At 39.1% G+C, this 21104-nt stretch carries 18 protein-coding genes; 7 read left to right on the top strand and 11 right to left on the bottom strand.

Annotated elements, in window-relative coordinates:
* Positions 1-19 precede the first annotated feature (19 nt).
* From ACIPUA_RS11200 to ACIPUA_RS11185, 4 genes are read right to left on the bottom strand one after another with little or no spacing between them, the layout of a single operon-like run.
* Positions 20-667, bottom strand: a complete 648-nt coding sequence (locus ACIPUA_RS11200; RefSeq protein WP_042844699.1) for a 3-keto-L-gulonate-6-phosphate decarboxylase UlaD — start codon at positions 665-667, stop codon at positions 20-22.
* A complete protein-coding gene (locus ACIPUA_RS11195; protein WP_449059672.1) occupies positions 664-1494 on the bottom strand; it encodes a Cof-type HAD-IIB family hydrolase in 831 nt (276 codons plus the stop codon). The genes ACIPUA_RS11200 and ACIPUA_RS11195 overlap by 4 nt, the downstream gene beginning before the upstream one ends.
* Positions 1495-1544: 50 nt before the next feature.
* On the bottom strand, positions 1545-2012 hold the full coding sequence (locus ACIPUA_RS11190) for a PTS sugar transporter subunit IIA (protein ID WP_042844695.1): 468 nt from the start codon (positions 2010-2012) through the stop codon (positions 1545-1547).
* A 56-nt stretch (positions 2013-2068) separates the two neighbouring features.
* A complete protein-coding gene (locus ACIPUA_RS11185) occupies positions 2069-3829 on the bottom strand; it encodes a PTS ascorbate-specific subunit IIBC (protein ID WP_042844692.1) in 1761 nt (586 codons plus the stop codon).
* A 391-nt stretch (positions 3830-4220) separates the two neighbouring features.
* On the opposite strand from ACIPUA_RS11185, the gene ulaR reads away from it, so the two are divergent.
* The 6 genes from ulaR to ACIPUA_RS11155 all read left to right on the top strand — a co-directional run bounded on the left by ulaR (position 4221) and on the right by ACIPUA_RS11155 (position 9194).
* Entirely contained in the window at positions 4221-4976 is a 756-nt protein-coding gene (gene ulaR / locus ACIPUA_RS11180) for an HTH-type transcriptional regulator UlaR (protein WP_042844690.1), read from the top strand.
* A gap of 113 nt (positions 4977-5089) precedes the next feature.
* On the top strand, positions 5090-6157 hold the full coding sequence (ulaG, locus tag ACIPUA_RS11175; protein WP_449059671.1) for an L-ascorbate 6-phosphate lactonase: 1068 nt from the start codon (positions 5090-5092) through the stop codon (positions 6155-6157).
* A 236-nt stretch (positions 6158-6393) separates the two neighbouring features.
* The gene (locus ACIPUA_RS11170; RefSeq protein ID WP_071548218.1) at positions 6394-6498 is read left to right on the top strand and encodes a pantocin A family RiPP; all 105 of its coding nucleotides are present in this window, start codon (positions 6394-6396) and stop codon (positions 6496-6498) included.
* 48 nt (positions 6499-6546) lie between these two features.
* Positions 6547-7677, top strand: a complete 1131-nt coding sequence (locus ACIPUA_RS11165) for a ThiF family adenylyltransferase (RefSeq protein ID WP_129466135.1) — start codon at positions 6547-6549, stop codon at positions 7675-7677.
* Positions 7664-8335, top strand: a complete 672-nt coding sequence (locus ACIPUA_RS11160; protein ID WP_449059670.1) for a 2OG-Fe(II) oxygenase family protein — start codon at positions 7664-7666, stop codon at positions 8333-8335. Before ACIPUA_RS11165 ends, ACIPUA_RS11160 begins: the two co-directional genes overlap by 14 nt.
* On the top strand, positions 8322-9194 hold the full coding sequence (locus tag ACIPUA_RS11155) for a DMT family transporter (RefSeq protein WP_449059669.1): 873 nt from the start codon (positions 8322-8324) through the stop codon (positions 9192-9194). Before ACIPUA_RS11160 ends, ACIPUA_RS11155 begins: the two co-directional genes overlap by 14 nt.
* A gap of 232 nt (positions 9195-9426) precedes the next feature.
* Here ACIPUA_RS11155 and fbpC read toward each other — a convergent pair whose 3' ends face one another.
* From fbpC to ACIPUA_RS11120, 7 genes are all read right to left on the bottom strand, one after another.
* A complete protein-coding gene (fbpC, locus tag ACIPUA_RS11150) occupies positions 9427-10467 on the bottom strand; it encodes a ferric ABC transporter ATP-binding protein (RefSeq protein ID WP_042844680.1) in 1041 nt (346 codons plus the stop codon).
* Between the two features lie 16 nt (positions 10468-10483).
* Positions 10484-12562, bottom strand: coding sequence for an ABC transporter permease (locus ACIPUA_RS11145; RefSeq protein ID WP_042844677.1), 2079 nt, complete (start codon positions 12560-12562; stop codon positions 10484-10486).
* A 137-nt stretch (positions 12563-12699) separates the two neighbouring features.
* Positions 12700-13731, bottom strand: a complete 1032-nt coding sequence (locus ACIPUA_RS11140; RefSeq protein WP_449059668.1) for an ABC transporter substrate-binding protein — start codon at positions 13729-13731, stop codon at positions 12700-12702.
* Between the two features lie 14 nt (positions 13732-13745).
* Entirely contained in the window at positions 13746-15071 is a 1326-nt protein-coding gene (gene uhpC / locus ACIPUA_RS11135) for an MFS transporter family glucose-6-phosphate receptor UhpC (protein ID WP_042844672.1), read from the bottom strand.
* Between the two features lie 105 nt (positions 15072-15176).
* Entirely contained in the window at positions 15177-16703 is a 1527-nt protein-coding gene (locus ACIPUA_RS11130) for an MASE1 domain-containing sensor histidine kinase (protein WP_042845368.1), read from the bottom strand.
* A gap of 6 nt (positions 16704-16709) precedes the next feature.
* Positions 16710-17336, bottom strand: a complete 627-nt coding sequence (locus ACIPUA_RS11125) for a response regulator transcription factor (protein ID WP_042844669.1) — start codon at positions 17334-17336, stop codon at positions 16710-16712.
* Positions 17337-17559: 223 nt separating this feature from the next.
* Positions 17560-18591 carry a methyltransferase gene (locus ACIPUA_RS11120; protein ID WP_166685322.1) on the bottom strand — a complete coding sequence of 344 codons (1032 nt, stop codon included), beginning with the start codon at positions 18589-18591 and terminating at the stop codon, positions 17560-17562.
* A gap of 1056 nt (positions 18592-19647) precedes the next feature.
* Here ACIPUA_RS11120 and ACIPUA_RS11115 point away from each other — a divergent pair.
* Positions 19648-21087 (top strand): sensor histidine kinase, encoded by a 1440-nt coding sequence (locus ACIPUA_RS11115; protein WP_042844664.1) that lies wholly within the window; start codon positions 19648-19650, stop codon positions 21085-21087.
* Positions 21088-21104: the final 17 nt, after the last annotated feature.

Genomic DNA, 21104 nt, shown 5'->3' with positions numbered 1-21104 from the left:
GCGAGTGGGGGCGAAAACACTATTTCCAAAAGCGATTGATTTGTTCACGCAATGCTTCTACGGTCTGCTTCCCTGTATCACCAACTAAGGCTCTCCCAGCGATAAACGCTTTCGCTTTGATGCCATTGAATAGGTGGATATCCTCAGGAACGATACCGCCAGTGATAGACAGTTCTAGCCCAAGGTCAGAAAGCTGACGCATTTTTTCGATATCTTCGTTAGTCCAACCAATACCAGCGAGTTCAGCATCACGAGACCGGTGGTATATGGCTTGTGAGATACCAAGTTCAACCCAGTTTTTAGCATCTTCAAATGTCCAATTACCATAGATTTCGATTTGGATTTCCCGGTTAAATTCATCGGCGACTTTTTTACAGGCGGCGATAGTGGCGATATGAGCCGCCGCGGAAACGGTGATCCAATCTGCACCAGCCTCAAAGGCCATACGGGAAAGAATGGCACCGCCATCGGTAGTTTTCATATCACAAACAATAATATGGTTTGGGTATTGTTTGCGTAACGTGGCAACGGCATTCATTCCTTCCGCAAAGGCTAAAATTGTTCCTACTTCAATAATATCGACAAAGGAGTGCACATTTTCAGCGACGTTTAAAGCGGATTGTAAGTCAGTTTGGTCTAATGCAATTTGGATCAAAGGTTTGGTCATTGTGATTGTCCTAGAATATTTTCACGTATCAAACGCGCAAGGCCATCACCATTGTTATCTGTAGCACAAACGACATCTGCGTGGGATTTCACGGTATCATCGGCATTCTTCATTGCAACTCCTAAGCCCGCTAGCTCAATCATGGAGATATCGTTGTGATTATCGCCGACAGCGATAACTTGGTTTGGTTGATACCCCAGAGAGTTAAGGTGTTCAGCTAAACGTATTCCTTTATTATTGCCTTTAGCGGCGAAATCGAAACGGTTTGACCATGACTTTTCTGCATTAAAAGTTTGTTTTATCCAAGGGGAATTCAAGAAACGTTGTAATGTAGCGGGTTCACCTTCGACAACAAACTTCCAAATATAGTCAGCGTGCTGGACTTGTTCTTCAAATGAATCAATACGATAAATTTTGGGTGGATGGGCCATTGTTGGGGCGTTAGCCCATTGCTCCATTGCATTCATGTAATCGATAGGATCGACTTTTGAATACACCATGGCATCAGTGATATACATCACCATTTTCAGCTTGTCTTGTTGCGCGAGTTCGATAAAAGTGAGTGCATTTTGTTTGGTGAGTGCATTGTGCGTGATAACTTTTTCGTTTTGGTAATCATAGATATAAGTACCATTGCAACAAATAATAGGCGTGGTTAGCCCTAGCTCATCATAATAAGGGCGAGCAGCGGTATGATGGCGTCCCGTTACAATCATAACGTGACATTGCTTTGTTGCTGCCTGAATGGCTTGTCTGACTTCAGGGTGAATTGTGTGATCCTGAGTGAGTACGGTGCCATCCAAATCAAGTGCTAATACTTTATACATAGTGGATTACCTCTATAGCTAATTAGTGATTTTCTTTTGTTATCATTAAATTAGCATAATGCTTGATCAATAACCTGATAAACATCATCAATCGTTCGACAGCGGCGCAATTTATTGAGGTCAACGCCTGTTTCACTGTCTTCATCATCAAGAACGCGAGTGACTTCCATTAAGCCTTCCATGTGTTCATCTGATGAACTGCCAGCAAGAGTGATCAGCACATCGACGGGTTCCTCTTCCCCATCAAAAATAATGGGGCTTTCTAATGTGACAAGGGCAAAAGCCGTGCGGATCACACCATCTTCAGGCCTAGCATGGGGAAGTGCGAGATTGGGCGCGATACAAATGTAAGGACCGAGTTTTTCGACGCTACTGATAATCGCATCATGGTAGGCGGGTTTGATTGCGCCAGAAGCGACCAGCATATCCGTACCGATTTTAATGGCATCACGCCAGTTGGTTGCGGATGCTTGTAGCTGGATTGAATTATTATCAATTAATGACTGTTTAAACCCCATCATTGTCTTCCTTTTAATATTAAATGAACATTTAAGGTCATAATTCCTCAGTGATGCTATTTATTTGCTAGAAAATTAGTATGAATAATACTGAGCAGTTCATCACCAAACGAATGTGGATTGAGCATATTTTGTACGCCTAAAACAAACTTGCCTTCACCTGGGTCCATCTCAGCACTTAGGTGTTTTGAAGAAACGATAATATCTGTTGCCGTTAATTTTGACTTATAGTCAGATACTGCGCAGGAGTCCATTACATGGGGAATGCCTTTTTTCTCAAGGTATTGACCAATTTTCATTTTCATCATCATTGATGAACCTTGTCCATTACCGCAAACGGCTAAAATCCTAACGGGTTTAACACTGGGGTTTTCAAATGTAGCTTCGGGTGGTTCTTCAGTTTCTTCTAGCTCAGTAATAGGCCCTAAAGCGGCTTGTGCATCTTCCTCTGCGCGTAGTTTTTTAGCCGCAAAGTACATATAGACAACGGCTAACGCCACGACAACAAAGAAAAACATTTTTGAAAATGATAACCCTTGCATAATAACAGGGAAGGCTAATGCCCAGTCGGCCATACCCATCCAGCCGCTGAAATCAGTGCCTTGGCGGTTAATCAAATCAATCGCCCATGCCGAGCCTAATATTTCTATGACTCCCATGACAAAACATACTTTCATCACGGCTTTCCAGCCCCCAAAGTGGTTAGCGAAAATACCGATAGTGGCGTTTGAGAAAAACATCGGGATAAAGCCTGGGATAATCATAATAGGGGAGCTAAATGCCAGCATACCGAGTACGGCAACAAATTGGCCAATTGCCCCCCACATAAAGCCAAATACCATTGCATTTGGTGAAAAGGCGTAGATAGCCGCACAGTCAATCGCGAGCACTGCATTTGGGATCACTCGTTCTGAAATACCTTTAAAAGCTTCCGATAATTCAGCCACAAACATACGCACGCCGGTTACAATAATTTGAATGGCTACCGCAAATTTTAGCCCAGTCTCAATAATATAGATGGTCCAGTGTGTTGTGCCTGCCATTGATTGTAGGTTTGGAATGCCGAAGGAAATCAGGATAACCCCAAAGAACAAGGTCATCACAATCGCTGTTGCAGAAATACTATCGTGGAAGATGTGTAACCATTTTGGTAAGTTTAAATTATCTACGCTGTCTTTTTTATCTCCTAATTTTGGTGCGACTTTAGTGGCTATCCATGAGGCAAATTGTTGCTGGTGGCCAATTGAGAAACCAGCCCCACCAGTGACTTCCTGCGTAGGTTTAAACATAATATTGGAGGAAATCCCCCAATATAACGCCATTAAAACCGCAGAGTAGATAATGGTTTCCCACATACTTGCGCCAAGTACAAAATAGAAAACAGCAATCAATCCTGCTTGCTGGAACATGATATGTCCCGTCAGCATGATGGTGCGGATACCGGTAATACGGCGAAAGAGTACCAGTAGGATGTTAAGTGCAAGTGCTAACAATACCGTATAACCCACCCATGAATAGTCATCCCCCATGGTTTCCATAGTGGCCATCATGGAGGTATAAGGGTCAATGACTGAACCGGTGAGGCCATGATATTCAGACATTTTTTCAATCACGGGTTTGAAGCTGGAGACCAGAGTACTGGCACCAACACTGACTAACATAAAGCCGACAATGGTTTTGATTGTTCCTTTAAGAATTGTGGTACCGTCACGCTTCAAAAGCCAGTAACCAATAAAAGTGACTAAGCCTAATAATAGAGGCGCTTTTGTCATTACCTGGCTGTAAAAAATATAGAAAGCGTCGTATAAAAAATCCATATTTTTACCTCTAATCAAATTGTTTTTGTAATTTATATGGGGTAGAGATTAATCATATTGATCGTATCTGGTGTTCTTGCGATATAATCATTTTAAACCTATAAAATGTCGTTAAAAAACCAAAAGTAATCATATGTAATCACCGTCTGATCTTTTATGATTGTTTGCATTTGTCTGTTTTTTTACCAGCAAAAAAATAAATAAATGGCGACTTGATCACGTAAAATTTAAAAATACCAATAAAATCAATATTGTTTTTTTATTCATAGTAAATATTTGTTTTTTGTTGCGACAAAGGTTGACAACTAATAGCGAGATAAATAGAATCAAAACCAATCACAAGTAATCAAACTTAATCATAGGGTGATTACTTATTAATAGGACGATAGTTATGAATGAAGTGCAAAGACACAATGAAATATTGTCTTTATTAGAAACAAATAGGGTGATCAACGTTTCTCATATTACCGATCACTTTAATGTGTCTCCTGCAACGGCTCGTCGCGATATTTCTAAGTTAGATGAGCAAGGTAAGTTACGAAAAGTCCGTAATGGTGCAGAAAGAATTGAAAATAAAAAGCGTAAGTGGACACCGTTAAATATTAACAGTACTGACCACTACGAGGAAAAATCACAAATAGCGGTTAAGGCGGCAGAAATCTGTTTACCCGGTGAGAGCGCGGTAATTAACTGCGGTTCAACAGCGTTCCTTCTTGGGCAGCAATTGTGCGGGAAAAACGTACAGATAGTGACCAATTATTTTCCGCTAGCAAGCTATTTAATAGACCAAGACCACGACGATGTTATTTTAATTGGTGGCCAGTACAACAAGGCACAAAATATTTTTTTAAACCCAGCTCTGAACAGCTTAATGGGTTATGCAGGTAACTGGATGTTTACATCGGGCAAAGGCTTAACAGAGGCCGGCTTGTATAAAGCGGATATGTTAACGGCGGTGGCTGAACAACAGATGCTTGACCAAATCGATAAGCTCGTGGTGGTGGTTGACAGTTCTAAGGTGGGGCATCGAACAGGAATGCTCTTTTGCCCAGCAAATAAAATTGATGTTTTAATTACTGGAAAAAACGCTAACCCTGAAGTTATTAAAGCCATTGAAGCACAGGGAACACGGGTCATACTGGTCTAATTCCTTCATATATTTGGTTTATTGCATTTAATCCTATCTTGCTAAGTGCCTTAATGCTCTATTAAGGCGCCAAGCTCCCTACATTCAAAATTCTGGAAAAAGGTATTAATACTATGAGTAAAGTAAATGAAATCACACGTGAATCTTGGATTTTAAGTACGTTTCCTGAGTGGGGAACTTGGTTGAATGAAGAAATTGAAAAAACGGTTGTTGAGCCAAATACATTCTCAATGTGGTGGTTAGGCTGTACAGGAATTTGGCTGAAAAGTGCAGGTAATACCAATATTTCTATCGATTTTTGGTGTGGGACAGGTAAAAAAACGCAGAAAAATCCGTTGATGAATAAGCAACACCAAATGATGCGCATGGGAGGGGTAGAAGCATTACAGCCTAACCTAAGAACCTCTATTTTTCCTCTCGACCCATTTGCAATTAAACACATTGATGCGGTATTAGCCTCCCATGACCATGCCGACCATATTGATGTCAATGTCGCAGCCGCAGTATTACAAAATTGCGGTGAACACGTTAAATTTATTGGCCCGCAAGCTTGTGTTGATTTATGGACCAAATGGGGCGTTCCTACAGAGCGTTGTGTTGTGGCAAAGGTGGGGGATGTGATTGAAGTCGGAGACATGAAAATTCGTGTACTCGATTCTTTCGACCGTACAGCACTGGTTACGCTACCGCAAGGCGTGTCTTCTTATGATAAAGAAATCCTAGATGGTATGGATTACCGTGCGGTGAATTATTTAATTGAAACAACAGGTGGTTCTATTTATCACTCAGGTGATTCTCACTATTCAAATTATTACGCAGCACATGGTAACCGTTATAATATTGACGTGGCATTGCTTTCTTTTGGAGAGAACCCCCGTGGAGTCACGGACAAAATGACTTCATCTGATATTTTGCGTGCTGCGGAGTCACTTGATTGCGAGCGAGTTATTCCATTCCACCATGATATTTGGGCCAACTTCCAAAATGACCCACGTGAAATAGAAGTTTTATGGAATATGAAAAAAGAGCGTTTACAATACAAATTTGCGCCGTTTTTCTGGCAGGTAGGTGGTAAGTATACTTACCCAACAGATAAAGACCGCATGCATTATCAGCATTTCCGTGGCTTTAATGATATTTTTAAAAATGAACCTGAACTGCCATATAAAGCATTCTTATAATTAATCCTGCTATTAAAAACCAGCGTTTAAGGAGACTTAAGCGCTGGTTTTTTTATGAGGTTTAAAATAGCATGCATATATTTAAATAATATGAATTATCAGTATTTTTTATTGTTATATGGTTAGTTTTTTTGTTTCTCTATTGATATTGACTGTCTTAATTTAATCATTTTTAATCTTAATGTTATCAATGTGGATAATATTTAATTAAAATTACATTTATTCTAGGTGAAAATATGGAAAATGAAATAATATTACATGATTTAACTGAGCGTATATCTTCAATTAGCGAAGAAATTGCGATGTATAATGAAGATGAAGAAGTTATATTAGAGTCGTAAAGATTGAAAAAATGCCGTCCACGGCGGCATTTTAATGGAGGTGTGAATATGTATAACGGAATAACAAAACCAATGATAAAGCGTTCTCATCATGTTATTGAATCTGATAATGGAAATATTTGTATTGGTGAGATCCCTAGTAAGGCTAAAATAATTAAGTCCCCCCCTGAATGGGTAAAAGTCGTATTGTCTAAATTAGATGGAGAACATACATTACCTAGAATAATAAAGGAACTATTAAATAGAAACTTAAATGTTGAAGAATATGAAGTCATAGATTTTATTCAAAAAATGATATCATGTGGTTTAGTTGAAGATAATATTATTTCATCCGAATTACTTTCTTCTAGAGAGATTGAATTGTACGATCGTCAATTATTACAATTTTCTTTAGTCGATAATGATAATTTATCATCGATAAGATATCAGGAACGTTTGAAAAAAAGCAGAGTTTTAGTGTTGGGAATGGGTGGATGGGGAACATGGTGCTCATTACAACTTGCATTAATGGGGGTTGGAACGTTAAGGATTGTTGATGGTGATATTGTCGAATTATCAAACCTAAATAGACAAGTCTTATATACAGAGGAGGATATCGGAAAAAGAAAAGTTGACTCAGCTGAAAATGGAATATATAAGCATAATAAACACACTAAAATAGAAAAGTTTTTTGAATTTTTAACGCCAAATGAAAATAGAATTAATGATTTACTTAATAATGTTGATATGATTTTACTTGCATGGGCAAGTTTAGGCTACTACAAAAAAAATACGGTAGAGGAGGTAATACACAAAGTTGCTATTGATAAATCGATACCTATCATTGAACTTGGTGGGGACCCACATGAAATATCCATAGGACCTATTTATTTAAATAATCAAATAGGGAAAACATACTTTGATGTTAAACATCAAATTAAAAAAACATTCTATAGTGATGACCCGACAGTGAAAGAGTTTCAAGAAGCAAGAATGAAGCAACAGTTTTTAAATGGGGTGAGAACTGTTAATGCTTGGCAAAGCTCACCATCACTAGCTGTAATGTCAGGGTTAGTGGTTGACCAAGTAATTAAAGTTATTACTAAATATGATGCTATCTCATTGGAAGGAAGGAAAGTTACAATCTCACTTAGGGACTTGAGTTTTTCAGAGGAGAATCTGTTTAATGGGGATAAGTAAGCATAACAAAGAATTTTTAAGTAATGGGTATACTAGTTTTTCAATAAAAGATTTTTTTCCTGAATTTGAAGTTAATTTAAATTTAATTAATAATATTGAAGAGGATAAATGGAGTTTTATTATAAAAAATAGGCAAGGGGTAAGCGATTTTTATCTTTCTGACACTGATATAGAGAGTATCAATTATGAAAAAACAATAGCATTTGAGGATAGAGATAATGGCGAGTTTTCATTTTCATTTAGAAGAATATGCTTTGATGAAATTAAAATAATTTTAGTTGATTTAATTGCGGTTGTTGATGATGTTAAATTTAAAGATTTTTTATGGAGTATAACTGGAAAGAAAGTAAACATGATATCAAACATATATTTAAGCAAGTTTGATAAAAATGATTTTTTAACTACACATTGTGACTCCGATGATGGTATAGGCATCGTGATTAACTTAACAAAGGAATGGGAAGCGAACTATGGAGGGTTAACGATGATATTAGATAACGAAAAAAAAGAAATTTTAGAAACATTTATCCCATCATATCTAAATATTTTAATTTTTGACACAAAAAAAAGAAAAATCCCACATTTTGTTTCTACAGTAACATCTAATAAAATAAGCAAAAGAATGGCATTAGTTGTGAGGTATAATGAAAAAAATTAAAGTGCTTCTTTGTGCTACTTTAATGTCATTAATATGGGGGAGTGCAATTCCTATATCAAAACTGGCAATTGACCAAGTAGGTGTTTGGGGTTTTAGAATCTATTCATTAGTTATTTCAGTTGTTTTTTTGTGTTTTGTATTTTTCATTATTGGTCGATATCGGTTTAATATTCAATACTTTTTAAAAAGTATCCCACTTGGTTTTTTGAATGTTTTTTTGGTTCCTATATTAAATAGTTTGGCGTTAAAGCATACTGAAGCGGTAAAGGCGTCTGTACTTGTTTATACGATGCCAGTAATGGCAACACTCTTGCTGAGCATAATGAATAAACACATTGAATTTCGTTCAATAATTGTGTCTTTATTATGTATTAGTGGCATTTTTATATTTATAGCGCCATCTGGCATAAGTATTGGCGAAGCGATAATTCTATTAAGTGCACTCATGTGGGCGATAGGAACCATTTTATCTGAAAAAATCGTCTTAAAAATAAACCTAACTTCAAAAGTATTTTACCAAAATATAGTCTCATTGATTTTTCTTGTATTGTTAATGCCATTTTTAGATGTTGATGTAAACATATTGAGTAATATACATCCTGAATTTCTTTGGACTGTATATATTCCAATTATCTATATGGGGCTGGCTAATGGGGTGATTGTTTATATTCTTTGGTATTACATGATAGGGCACGGCGGTGTTAAACTGTCATCATACTCAATTCTTATTTCACCAATCATTAGTGTCATGATCTCATCTTATCTTTTAGATGAGTCTATGACAATTTCAATGATAATCGGTATGTTATTTATTCTTTTAAGTATGTTAATTATTTTTTTAGAAAAAAATAAAGTTTGATATTCAAATAACGGCTTACATGCTTTTAGTGATTAAACTTCCTATCGGTGCTGCGTATTCCTCCACCCTAAAGGGCGGAGGGGCGACGAGTTATTCACAAATGCCAAGTTATTCTGTTGTTAGTTAAGCTAGTCTTTAATGCTTCTTAACGTGGTTACTTCCTTGTACTTTACTCTGGTATTTCATTTACCTGTTGCCTAACCACATTAAGCATTATTTAAAGAGTGTAACATTACTCAAGAATAAACATGCCATAGGGGTGGATCTGTAAATAAAGGTTTTCCCCTACTGTTGGCTGCAATTGTGTGGCATTAATTTGCAACAACATGGATTGACCATGCCAATCAACAGTGACCTCATATTGAGGCCCCATATAAGCCACATGAGTGACAGTACAGCGTTGGCTATCGTCACCTTGTAAGCTGAGCGTGATAGCTTCAGGGCGTACACCGACAGTGATTTCCGTATTATCCGTTGCTAGTTGTGCTGGGCGAGGTAAGTGATAATTAAAAATATTTACTGAATCATGAGTCAGTGTGGCAGGGAAAATATTCGCATCTCCCATAAAGCTGGCCATAAACCTTGAGGCAGGCTGACGGTACAGTTCTTGTGGAGAACCTAATTGCATGATTTTCCCTTTGTTCATCACCAAAACCATATCGGAAACGGCGAAGGCTTCACTTTGGTCATGGGTCACGTATAACGAGGTGATGTTAAACTGTTGCTGTAATTCACGGATTTTTTCACGCATGCTACGGCGTAAATTGGCATCTAAGTTACTTAATGGCTCATCAAATAACAACACTTTAGGTTTGAGGATCAAGGCACGAGCTAAAGCAACACGCTGTTGCTGGCCACCAGAAATTTGGTCAACAAAACGGTCAGCAAAGCCAGCTAAATCAACCAATTCTAGTGCTTCGTCAACACGTTTTCTGATTTCAGCTTTAGGTAAGCCTAACATTTTCAAACCATAACCGACGTTGTCCCCTAACGACATATGAGGGAATAGGGCATATGATTGGAAAACCATACAAATATCACGTTGTTGGATTGAACGATCGGTAACATCCTCACCATCTATAAACATCCGTCCTTCTGTGGGTTTTTCTAACCCTGCGACTAAACGTAATACCGTGGTTTTACCACAGCCAGAGGGACCTAATAAGGTCACCATACTACCTTGTGGAATAGAAAGACTTAAATCGTCGATGACCGTATTGGTACCAAAGCGTTTAGTCACATTTTTTAATTCAACAAAATTATGTTGTGTCATGTCAGTTACTCCATGATTACTGTGCATTTTTGGCTTTGGAACGTGAAACACGGGCTTCGCCAATTAAATAGTCAAATAAGAAAATAATGGCCAACATGACGACAATCAGTATTGAACCATAAGCAATTGCCACGCCGTATTCACCATCCTCAACACGATTAAGAATGTAGGCAGTTGCTACGCGAGTATCGGGGGTTACCAAGAATACAATGGCACTTACTGTCGTGATCGCTCGCACGAAGCTATAAATCAAAGCCGATAAAATCGCAGGGCGCAGTAATGGCAACAGGATAAAGAAAATGGTGCGCATGGAGCCTGCCCGTAAGCTGAGTGAGGCTTCATCTAACGATTTATCAATTTGCCCTAAGCCCGCAATACCGGCACGGATACCGACCGGAACATTACGCATGGTCATCGATATAATGACGATAGCTGCGGTACCAGTTAAGTAAAATGGCGAGTCATTAAAGGCTAAAATGTATGACACACCAGCCACTGTTCCCGGTACGGCAAAGCACAGCATGGTGGTAAATTCGATGGTTTTTTTACCACGAAAATCTTGGCGAACGACGATATAAGCAATTAACAAGCCGAGTATGGCGGTGATTGGTGCAGCAATACCCGCGTACAGAAGGGTATCTAATAAGGATGGCCATGCGCCGTCACTCATACCTTGACCGAATAACTTAATAAAGTTATCGAAGGTTAATGTGTAATCAACGCCCCAGTTTACCGTGAAGCTACCATAGAAAATACTACCGTATAACAATACGTTAAAGGCAACCCAAATAGCTAAGAAGGTAGTTACAGTAGCAATTAATGACACAGGTAATGGTTGTACATCACCGCGATACGATTTGCCCGAAACAGTGACATAGGAACGCTTACCTATCCACATATATTGAACGCAGAACACTAATAGTGAGAAAACTAATAGTGATGCACCCAAGGTACTTGCTGCTTGATAATCGAGCTGAGAACCTGTGATATAAAAATAAATTTGTGTTGCTAGAACATCGAAGTTACCGCCTAACACTAATGGGTTACTAAAATCGGCTAATGACTGAACGATGACAATTAAGAATGCGTTAGCCAGTGCAGGTTTCAGTAATGGCATAAACACATTAAAAAAGGTTTGGTAGCGGTTAGCTCGTAAGGTATACGAAGCTTCTTCTAATGATGGATGAATAGTTTTAATTGCCCCATCCAAAATCATAAATGACATAGGGGTAAAGGCGAGGACTTGAGCTAGCCAAATACCAGTAAAACCGTATAACCAGTTGGTATTTTCTAACCCCATATAGGCCGCGAGAAATTCGGTGATATACCCAGAACGCCCCATCATCAACGTAACACCCAAACCGACAACGAATGGCGGAGTTACGATGGGTAATATTGAGAAAATACGGCCAATAATTGCGGAGCGTTTCGCAATACGAGTGGTGTAAATAGCTAAAATTAAACCAAAGAAGGTACAGCCAGCACCAACCGCCAATGATAAAAAGATTGAGTTAATAATGACTTGAACAATATGTGATTGTGTCAAAATCGCTACAAACGCAAAGGGAGCAAAATCGCCATTACCATCGGTGAACATGGGAATAAAAATAGCCACGCTCGGAAAAACAATAAACAGCGCAATCAGGGTGACAACAGTGATGAGTGAACCAATAACAAACTGGTCGCCACCAAGCCATTCAAGGCGTGTTAGTGCGAGAGTCATCACCATGCCAAGGGCGATAAATAACACTATCGAAGAGTAGCCTAAGCCTTTTCCTTCAAGATAAGAGGTCAAAATGACTACAGCAACCGTTGCTACTGCAATGCCAATATCCAAATAATGGCGAGTTTTATGATAGCGATCCGCAGGTGTTAACGGGCGAATAAATAAAATAGAAGGCAATAAATACCAAAGCCAACTAATGTTTAAGCTGCTCCAACCATACGCGGCAAGGATTTCATCTTGCGTAGAATCAAGTAAGCCATAATCAAGGCTCCAAGAAGGTAGCAAAGCAAAACCAATCCAAGCTAATAACAACCAGAAAAAGGTGCTATCTCGCTTTTTAGGCGGTGTCAGTGTTAGGGTTTGAGACATAGATCCCCCTAAGCTCATTATATTTTGTGTAAGCAGGGTGTTTAGCCATGACACAAACTATTTTGAGCTTAATTAAATTAATTTTTATTTTAGTTAAGTAAGTGCTCAATGCGGCGTATTAACGCCGCACCAAATTGTTATTTGCTCATTTTTACTTCAGTAACCCATTTATTGATCAGATTTTTACGGACATCTGCATCCCCGTATTTATCCATATCATAGTTAATTAGGTTTAAGTCATTGAGTTTTAATGAAATTGGGGAAGACTCCGCAGTGGTATTGGTTAAAATCTGGTAAGATTTACCTTCTTTCCAACTAAGTTCTTGCGCTTCTTTAGAGAGGACAAAATCAACGAATAGTTTGGCGTTATCCATATTGCGCGCATTTTTAAGGATACTGATACCGCCAATTTCATAGCCTGTACCTTCACAAGGTGCAATAAGCTCTAATGGTGCGCCATTTTCGACTTCTAATGAATAATCATGTAAGAACCCGATACCAATAGCAGACTCACCTCGAGCCGCATTACGTGCCGGTGCAATCCCTGACTTGGTGTATTGTGAAATATTCGCATTCAGTTTTTTCAGATAATCAAAAGCTTGTTCATTTCCCCATAGCTGGTCAAAAGTGGCCAGTGCGGTATAAGCTGTCCCTGAGCTTTGTGGGTCAGCAATTTGAATTTCGCCTTTATATTCAGGTTTAGTCAGGTCTTTCCAGCAAGTTGGGATAGGTAAACCTTTTTCTTTTAAGCGGTCTTTATTTACGCCAAAGCCTAAAATACCAATGTAAACCGCGGAAGAATAGTTCCCTTTACGTTTCGCAGGGTCTTGGAACTGAGGCATGATTTCAGATAATTTTGGCGACTTATAGGGTTCGAGTAAATCCATTTCCCCCGCCTGTGAATGAGGGTCTAATGTACCGCCATACCATACATCAGCTTGTGGATTGCGTTTTTCTGCTTCAATTTTAGCTAAAGTACTGCCAGAACCGTTACGAACAAATGTGGTTTTGACATCGTATTTTTTCGCGAAAGCTTGGGTTTCTGTTTCGCACATGGCATTAGTTGCGCTACAGTAAACCACCAGACGGCCTGCGGCATTTGCAGTGGTAGTGATTGCTGCAAGTGACAAACCCGCAGCGATAAGCGTAGAGAGAGTTTTCAGTTTCATTGTCAGTCCTTTTTTCAGGTTTTATTATCAGAGGGTGAAACAGTGCCTGCTAAGTGCTCCCGTTTGCTGACATTGGCAATCAAAAGAGGCATTAGCAGTAGCCCCATCAGAGCCGCTGCACTGGCGAGCAAGGTAAACATCCCTGACCAACCATAACGTGCAATGACCTGAGAGAGTGGCCATCCAGCAATTGCGGCACCTAAATAGGCGTACAAGCCAAGATAGCCTGTTACCGCTCCAGCTGCTTTTTTATGACAATATTCTGTTGCAGCTAGACCGATTAACATTTGTGGTCCAAAAACAAAAAAGCCGATAGCAAAAAAACATACAGCCAATAATGCATAATGATGAATTGGCGTTAACCATAAGGCGCTAACTGAAACACACAGGCCCAATGAAAACAGTAAAATCATAGGTGCGCGTTGGCCGCGAAACAAAAGATCTGAACCCCAGCCAGAACAAAGTGCCCCTAATAAGCCACCTAATTCAAATAACGATAATGTTGCGTTAGCACTCAGTAAGTTGGTACCGTGTGTTTCCGTTAACCACAGGTTTCCCCAATCATTTATTGCCATACGGATCAAATAAACTAAGATATAAGAGAAACCTAATAACCAAATCATGCGGTTAAAAACGATGCTCTCTTTTAAAATCAAGAGCATTGGCATTGGCGGAGACAAACGCTCTTGGCGTAATTCCAGCACATCTTTTCGCCATTGGCCCACGCTAGGAAGATGCTCTTCTTGTGGTGTTCCTCGTAACTGACTACATAGCCATAAACCAACAACCACGCCAATTACCCCAGGAACAATTAAAGCCATCTGCCAGCTATATTGGGTGGCTAATAGCGCTGTCAATAAAGGCAGCAGCATTCCACCAAGGTTTATCGAGATATTCCATAATCCCCACCAAAAGCCACGTTCATTGCGTGAATACCAATGGGTTAAGATACGTGCGCAAGGAGGCCATCCCCAACCTTGGAAAAAACCATTTAATGTCCACACCACTAATAAAGCAGGGAACGATAAGCAATAGGCGAATACGATATTTAGCAACCCAGTCATCACTAGGCCTGCCCCCATAAACCAGCGATATCCTGTAATATCGTGAAAAATACCCGATAAAAACTTTGAAATACCGTAGGTAAGGTAAAACGCAGTGGCTATCCAGCCGATATCGCTTTTATCGAGAAACAATTCACTTTGCATAACTGGCATCACGAAATTAAAGCTTTTTCGTGTAAGGTAAAAAGTGGCATAACCAATAATCATTGATAGCATTAAGCGGCGACGCCAAAAACGATAAGTGTTATCCAGACTCAACGTGTCATTACCTGTCATGGTGTTGTTTCTCTTGTTTGGCAAATGTAATCAAGTTTTTAACAAAAAGGATGAGAGAAGGTATTAGAGGGGTAGGAATAATTCCTAGTTTTGCGATGTTTTATCTCAAAATGTGGGCAAGTTAACACTTATTTTCGTTCCATTTTGGGTGGTTAACGTCCAATCACCGCCTAAGGCTCTGACTCGTTCTTCAATACCACGTAAACCAAAGCCGCTGGTTCGTTTACTAAAAGGAATACCAACGCCATTATCATCAACGATAAGCTGGATCTGGTCATTTACTTGTTCAAGTGATATATGGATTTGAGTGGCTTTTGCATGCTTACTGATATTGTTAAGTAACTCTTGGACTAGCCGATATAGTGTAAATAAAACCGTTTCGTTTATTGGTGTTTCTTGTAAACCGTAATGAAAATGGCATTGAATATTCCTTTCAGGGAAGGAAAACTCAGCAATTAAGTGTTTAAGCGCTTTTTCCAAGGACATTTCTTCTAGCACGGGCGGGCGTAACTGGCGCAACAATTGCCGTGTAGACTGGTGAATTTGCTGCGCGAGTTCATTAATTTGGCTCGCTGCTTGCTGGCCAAGTGGATCAGCGGCAGTTTTTTTGACTAACATTGATTGAATTTGGATGGCGGTAATATTTTGGCCGATTTCATCGTGTAACTCACGGGCAATCGCTTTTTTAATATCTTCTTCGGTATGGACTAATTGGCGCATTAAATCACGACGAGCTTTTAGCTCTTGTTCTAAACGTTGGCGGTAACGTTGTAAATTGCTAGCAAGTTGTTTTTGACGGCTAATGGCAATCCCTAATCCAATACCAATAAGGGCTTGGGTACTTAAGAACATCTCTAGCTCTTCTAAATCAGCGAAGGCACCGTGGAATTGCCGAGCAAAAGTAATAATTAAACTCCCTAATAGAGCGGAAAGTACTCCACCTTGCCAGCCATAGCGATAGGCCATAAAAACATTAGGAATAAATACCAGTAGGACAATTAAACGCTCTATTTCAGGCGCAAAAAAGACTTGAGCGCTTAAACCGACAACACAAAACAAAAAGCACCAGACAATCAATGAAGTACGTAATTGCTTATCAGGAGTCCCATAGTCAAGTAACATTTGGTAGTGCTGTTCGTGTAGATATTCATAAATTAGGTAAACAAATGGGGATAGCAAAATTCCGCCAGTGAATGTCGTTAAAAATAACTGGCTAACGGAATAGGGGGATAACCAACCAAATAATAACGCATGCAGAATGCTATTTGCAGCCACACCGGCGAGCAACAGTAATAAACGTTGCCAATATAAAGTGTATCGCCACCAGATATCTTGAATAATAAAAGCGACTCCAAGGCTAAGCAATGGAGAGAGTAATAAAATAGGTTGAAACAGTAATTGTTCTTCTGATAGCCAAAGATTGAGGATTCCTTCACTGAGTAGCAGTGTTGGCCAATAGCGTCGCCAAAGGATGATCATTAAAGCGAGTCTTAACCCTTGAGGAAGAAATAATGTTGCTTGAAAACTATTTTGGCTCAAATAAAAACCGATGATCCACAACCCAACCCACAATAATGAATAGGTAAAAAGTAGAAAGGTGGATTGCAGTGTTAATCGCAGGCTTTTATTCATCATAAATTATCGAGAAATCAGGTTGTGTTCTAATGCATAATGAACCAGATCGATGGTATTTTCACACTGTAATTTACCGAGTACATTAGCACGGTGCACATGAACAGTTTTATGGCTCAATTCGAGTTGTTCAGCTATGACCTTAACGCTTAACCCTGATACTAATAAATCAAATACTTCGCGTTCACGAGGGGTAAGCTCTTGAATTCCTTTTTGTTGCTGCGGTGAATGGCGTAAAGCTCTCATGGCATCTGAACATAGGTAGCAACCTCCCTGATGGACAGAACGAACAGCTTGGACTAATTCTTCTGGCCCGCAGCGTTTCGTTAAATAAGCGCTAGCCCCCGCATCTAACGCACTTTGAACAAAAGCCGGCGTGTCATAAATACTTAAAATAATTGTACGGAAGTCGGGCTTTTTCTGGCGTAGACGCGTGAGTAATTGCAAGCCGTTTTCATCAGGCATAGAAATGTCCATAATGGCCACATCTATATCAAGGTTAATTAGGTTTGGCCAAGCTTCTTGGGCATTTGCATATTGCCCAACCACTGAAATATCACTTTCTAAGGTAAGCAATTGAGCGAACCCAGACCGTACAACAATATGGTCATCAATTAAGGCGATTTTTATCATTTGGCTTTATTATTTTAATGTGTAGTGTGTTACTCAGTCTTATATCAAGATGGGAAAGGATAATCTATAAACATCATTTAGAATTCTGATATTCATCAGAAAAGCAGAGTATAAAAGGAGGAGGGAAGGCGAGCCCACAATAGGCAATGATTTAATCGTATAAGGTAATAAAACTAAGGCGTAATGTTTTATTACCTGAAGAGTTACCCCTTATTTTAGATGATTAAACAGGCACTACTTCAATGATATAAACGTGGGTATCCGTGTCGATGATCCGATTAAGTTTTAACCCAGACTTGGCAAATAGCGCTTCAAACTCTGCTTTTGTATGCCCGCCGCCATCCGCGGAAAGGTTGATACAGAGTAAATCCAATTCTTTGCCAAAATAGGGTTTGTCATCATCACCAATAACACAATCGATCAAGAGTAATTTAGATGATTGCTTCATAGCACGGCGGATAGTTTTTAGGATCTCAACAACTTTGTCATCTGGCCAGTCATGGCTGATATACTTAAGTAAAAATATGTCGGCTTCTGGGCATTTTTCAAAGAAAGAACCGGGGCAAGTTTCCCAACGAGAGTCATCTTCTAATAAGTGTAAGATATTATTTTCTAAAACATGTTCCCTATCAAATAGAATACCTTGAACTGTTGGGTTGTTTTTCAGTACTTCGAGAAGTAAACCACCAAAGCCACCCGCAATATCAGCTACAACAATATTTTCATTGAAATCATAATGCCTAACTACAGAGTTATTTTCTATCGCTGAAAATGATGACATACCATTATGGAAGTTGTCGGGTAAGTTGGCATTTTTCTCCCAATATTCAAAGAAACTACCGCCAAATAAATCTTCAAATACCGGTTTTTTTAATGCGATATCACTTAATTGATAAGACGGCATCCAAAATGTTTGGTCTGTTACCATGAGTATCGCTTGGCGTAATGAAAATGGATGATCAGCCTTTAGAAATTCGGCTTCAGGGTTTAAGGCAAAACGCGAGTCACCTAGAGAGGTAAAAATCCGGTGGCTGGCAAGCAGGCGCAGTATTTGGCGAATTGTTCTTTCTCTGCAACCGAGTTCTTGTGCTAGCTGCTCTGACGTTTTGGGGCCACTCTCTAAGTGTTCAGCTAAATTAAGTTTTGCAGCTGCACGTAATGCAGCTTGAAACATGAAACCAATTGTTTGCTGTAAAACGTATACGCCAGCACTGAGGTCATCTGGTTTGTTAGTTACCGTTGAAGAGTCTTTCATTTGACATCCTATTATTGTTTAAAAAAAGGTCAATTGATTTGTTCTTTTTAAGTATTATATTGCTTTGCGGAAAAAGCAAACCATATAAAAAGAAAATGCTATAATTTCTTATCTTAATGTATTATAAGTAATTATTTTTTTGATTGTCTGCTTTGTTATGGATTGTCAAATTAGCGTTAATATTTTATTTCACACGTAAAATATAAATATATTTAATGTAACTTAACTGAAATATCAATAGGGTTAACTAGGTTTTTCCCCCTTTAATACGGGGTGTATAAAATAAACGACAAACCAGTATTGTCACTGTCGCCAAATGGAGACATTTATCTTTTTGATATTTAAGGTTATTTTATTTTTGGTGCTAGAGTGTCTTAAATTAGCGACAATACGATGAATGGAGAACACTATTTTTGTGTACTTAAATCCCGTAAAAGAATGGTTGAATATATTTTTTGTTATTATTCAAAGTGATGAGTGTTTTCTTGAAAAGTTGGCATGGCTTGTGCATAATAATACTCAGTTGCTCATTCAATTTATTATGTAGGTCCATAATTAGTTGGGTACATACCACATAAAGCAAGAATGACGCCAAAGTAAGGTGCCTACCGTCCAACAGCACAGATACTCGCCTTCGGGCCTTATCAAACACAGGGCGACACGTTGAGTGAGGCACCACCTATATGATTATCTTTATTGTAAAGACATAGTCATATAAAAGAAGTAGCCCATCGCTGGCGGGGTAGAGTCCAATACTCTATCCCGCCTTCCTGTTTATCTCCCCCATTCTTTCGAACCGCTGCGTTGCTATCTCAGTGTAGTTTCCCCAAAGATCATCTTAAGTGATTGGTTGTTGAAATGCGCTTTTGCTATTTATTTATCAATAGATATGCGTGGCTAAAAAGCCCCGACCTTTATTTAGAGAGGTTGGCATGTTGATTGCTATCACATTATACACTTAGTCTGATTTCAACATTGCGGTATACAGAATTGTGATTCAACTACCCGTCCTACAAAGAGTTCTGTTACCATTAAAAAACGTTTAATGAGTATGAGATGAATGCATTGAGTAAATGGCGTTTTTTCCCGCGCTCCTTGCGCCAATTGGTTGTTATGGCATTCTGGTTGGTATTATTACCACTCTTAGTGTTAGCTTATCAGGCTTACCAAAGCTTAGAGCAACTGAGTAATCAAGCAGCCGATATCAATAAGACCACATTGCTTGACGCAAGGCGCAGTGAGGTCATGAGTAGTCTCGCCTTGGAAATGGAGCGTAGTTATCGGCAATATTGTGTTTTACAAGATGCGACACTACAGACACAGTATCAAAAGCAATTTGTTGACTATGAACAGATGCTTGAGCGCCAAAAGACGATTTTACCGAAAGACTCAGATACCTCTAACCTGTCTAAAATATTAGGGCAACTTAAAGCAGTTACTTGTGAAAATAACGAACCAACCCAGAAAGTTGTTCAAGCATTGGAACAATTTTCCGCTGAAAATGCACTTTTAATTCAAGAAACAAGAAATGTGATTTTTAGTCGTGGAGAGCAATTACAAAAAGCAATTGCCAATAAAGGGCAATTATTTGGTTGGCAAAGTTTAATCCTCTTTTTATTGAGCGCATTACTGGTCACTTTATTCACAAGGATGATTATTGGTCCGGTGAAGGTTATTGAGCGAATGATTAACCGCCTCGGTACTGGTCGAACCTTGGCGAGCAATATAGAACGCTTTAAAGGCCCTCGAGAGCTGCGTACTATTGCTCAGCGGATCATCTGGTTGAGCGAACGTTTGGCATGGCTTGAATCTCAACGCCATGAATTTTTGCGTCATATTTCACATGAATTAAAAACGCCTTTAGCCAGTATGCGTGAGGGAACAGAGCTTCTTGCGGATGAGGTTGCTGGGCCATTAACGGTCTCCCAAAGGGAAGTTGTCGAAATCTTAGATCATAGCAGTAAGCACCTTCAGCAACTTATTGAACAACTTCTTGATTATAATCGCAAATTGGTAGATAACCCACCTGAAGCACAATTAGTCGATTTGCAAAAGCTGATTGACGATATTGTAAATGCACATAATTTACCGGCGAGAGCGAAAAATATTAAAACGGACGTGCGTCTAAAAGTTGAAAGTTGCTTAGCAGAACCGACACTTCTTGGGCGTGTAATCGATAATATCTACTCCAATGCGGTGCACTATGGCAGCGAATCAGGTAATATTTGGGTTTCTAGTCGTAGGATAGACAATAAACTTCTGATTGAAGTTGCTAATACAGGTACTCCAATCCCAGATTCTGAAAAAAGCATGATATTTGAGCCTTTTTATCAAGGTTCATTACAAAGAAAAGGTGCTGTTAAAGGAAGTGGATTAGGGCTAAGTATTGCACAGGATTGCATCAAACAAATGGGGGGAGAGCTCTCCTTGGTGCCTCATAAATCAGCAGATGTTTGTTTTAGAATTGAACTGCCTCTAACAGCAGAGAATGAATAATGGTAAATCGGTCTACA

The sequence above is a fragment of the Providencia sp. AGC89 genome, assembly GCF_053543535.1.
Note: the sequence above shows the minus strand (reverse complement) of the source record. Positions and strands in the feature narration are given on the sequence as shown.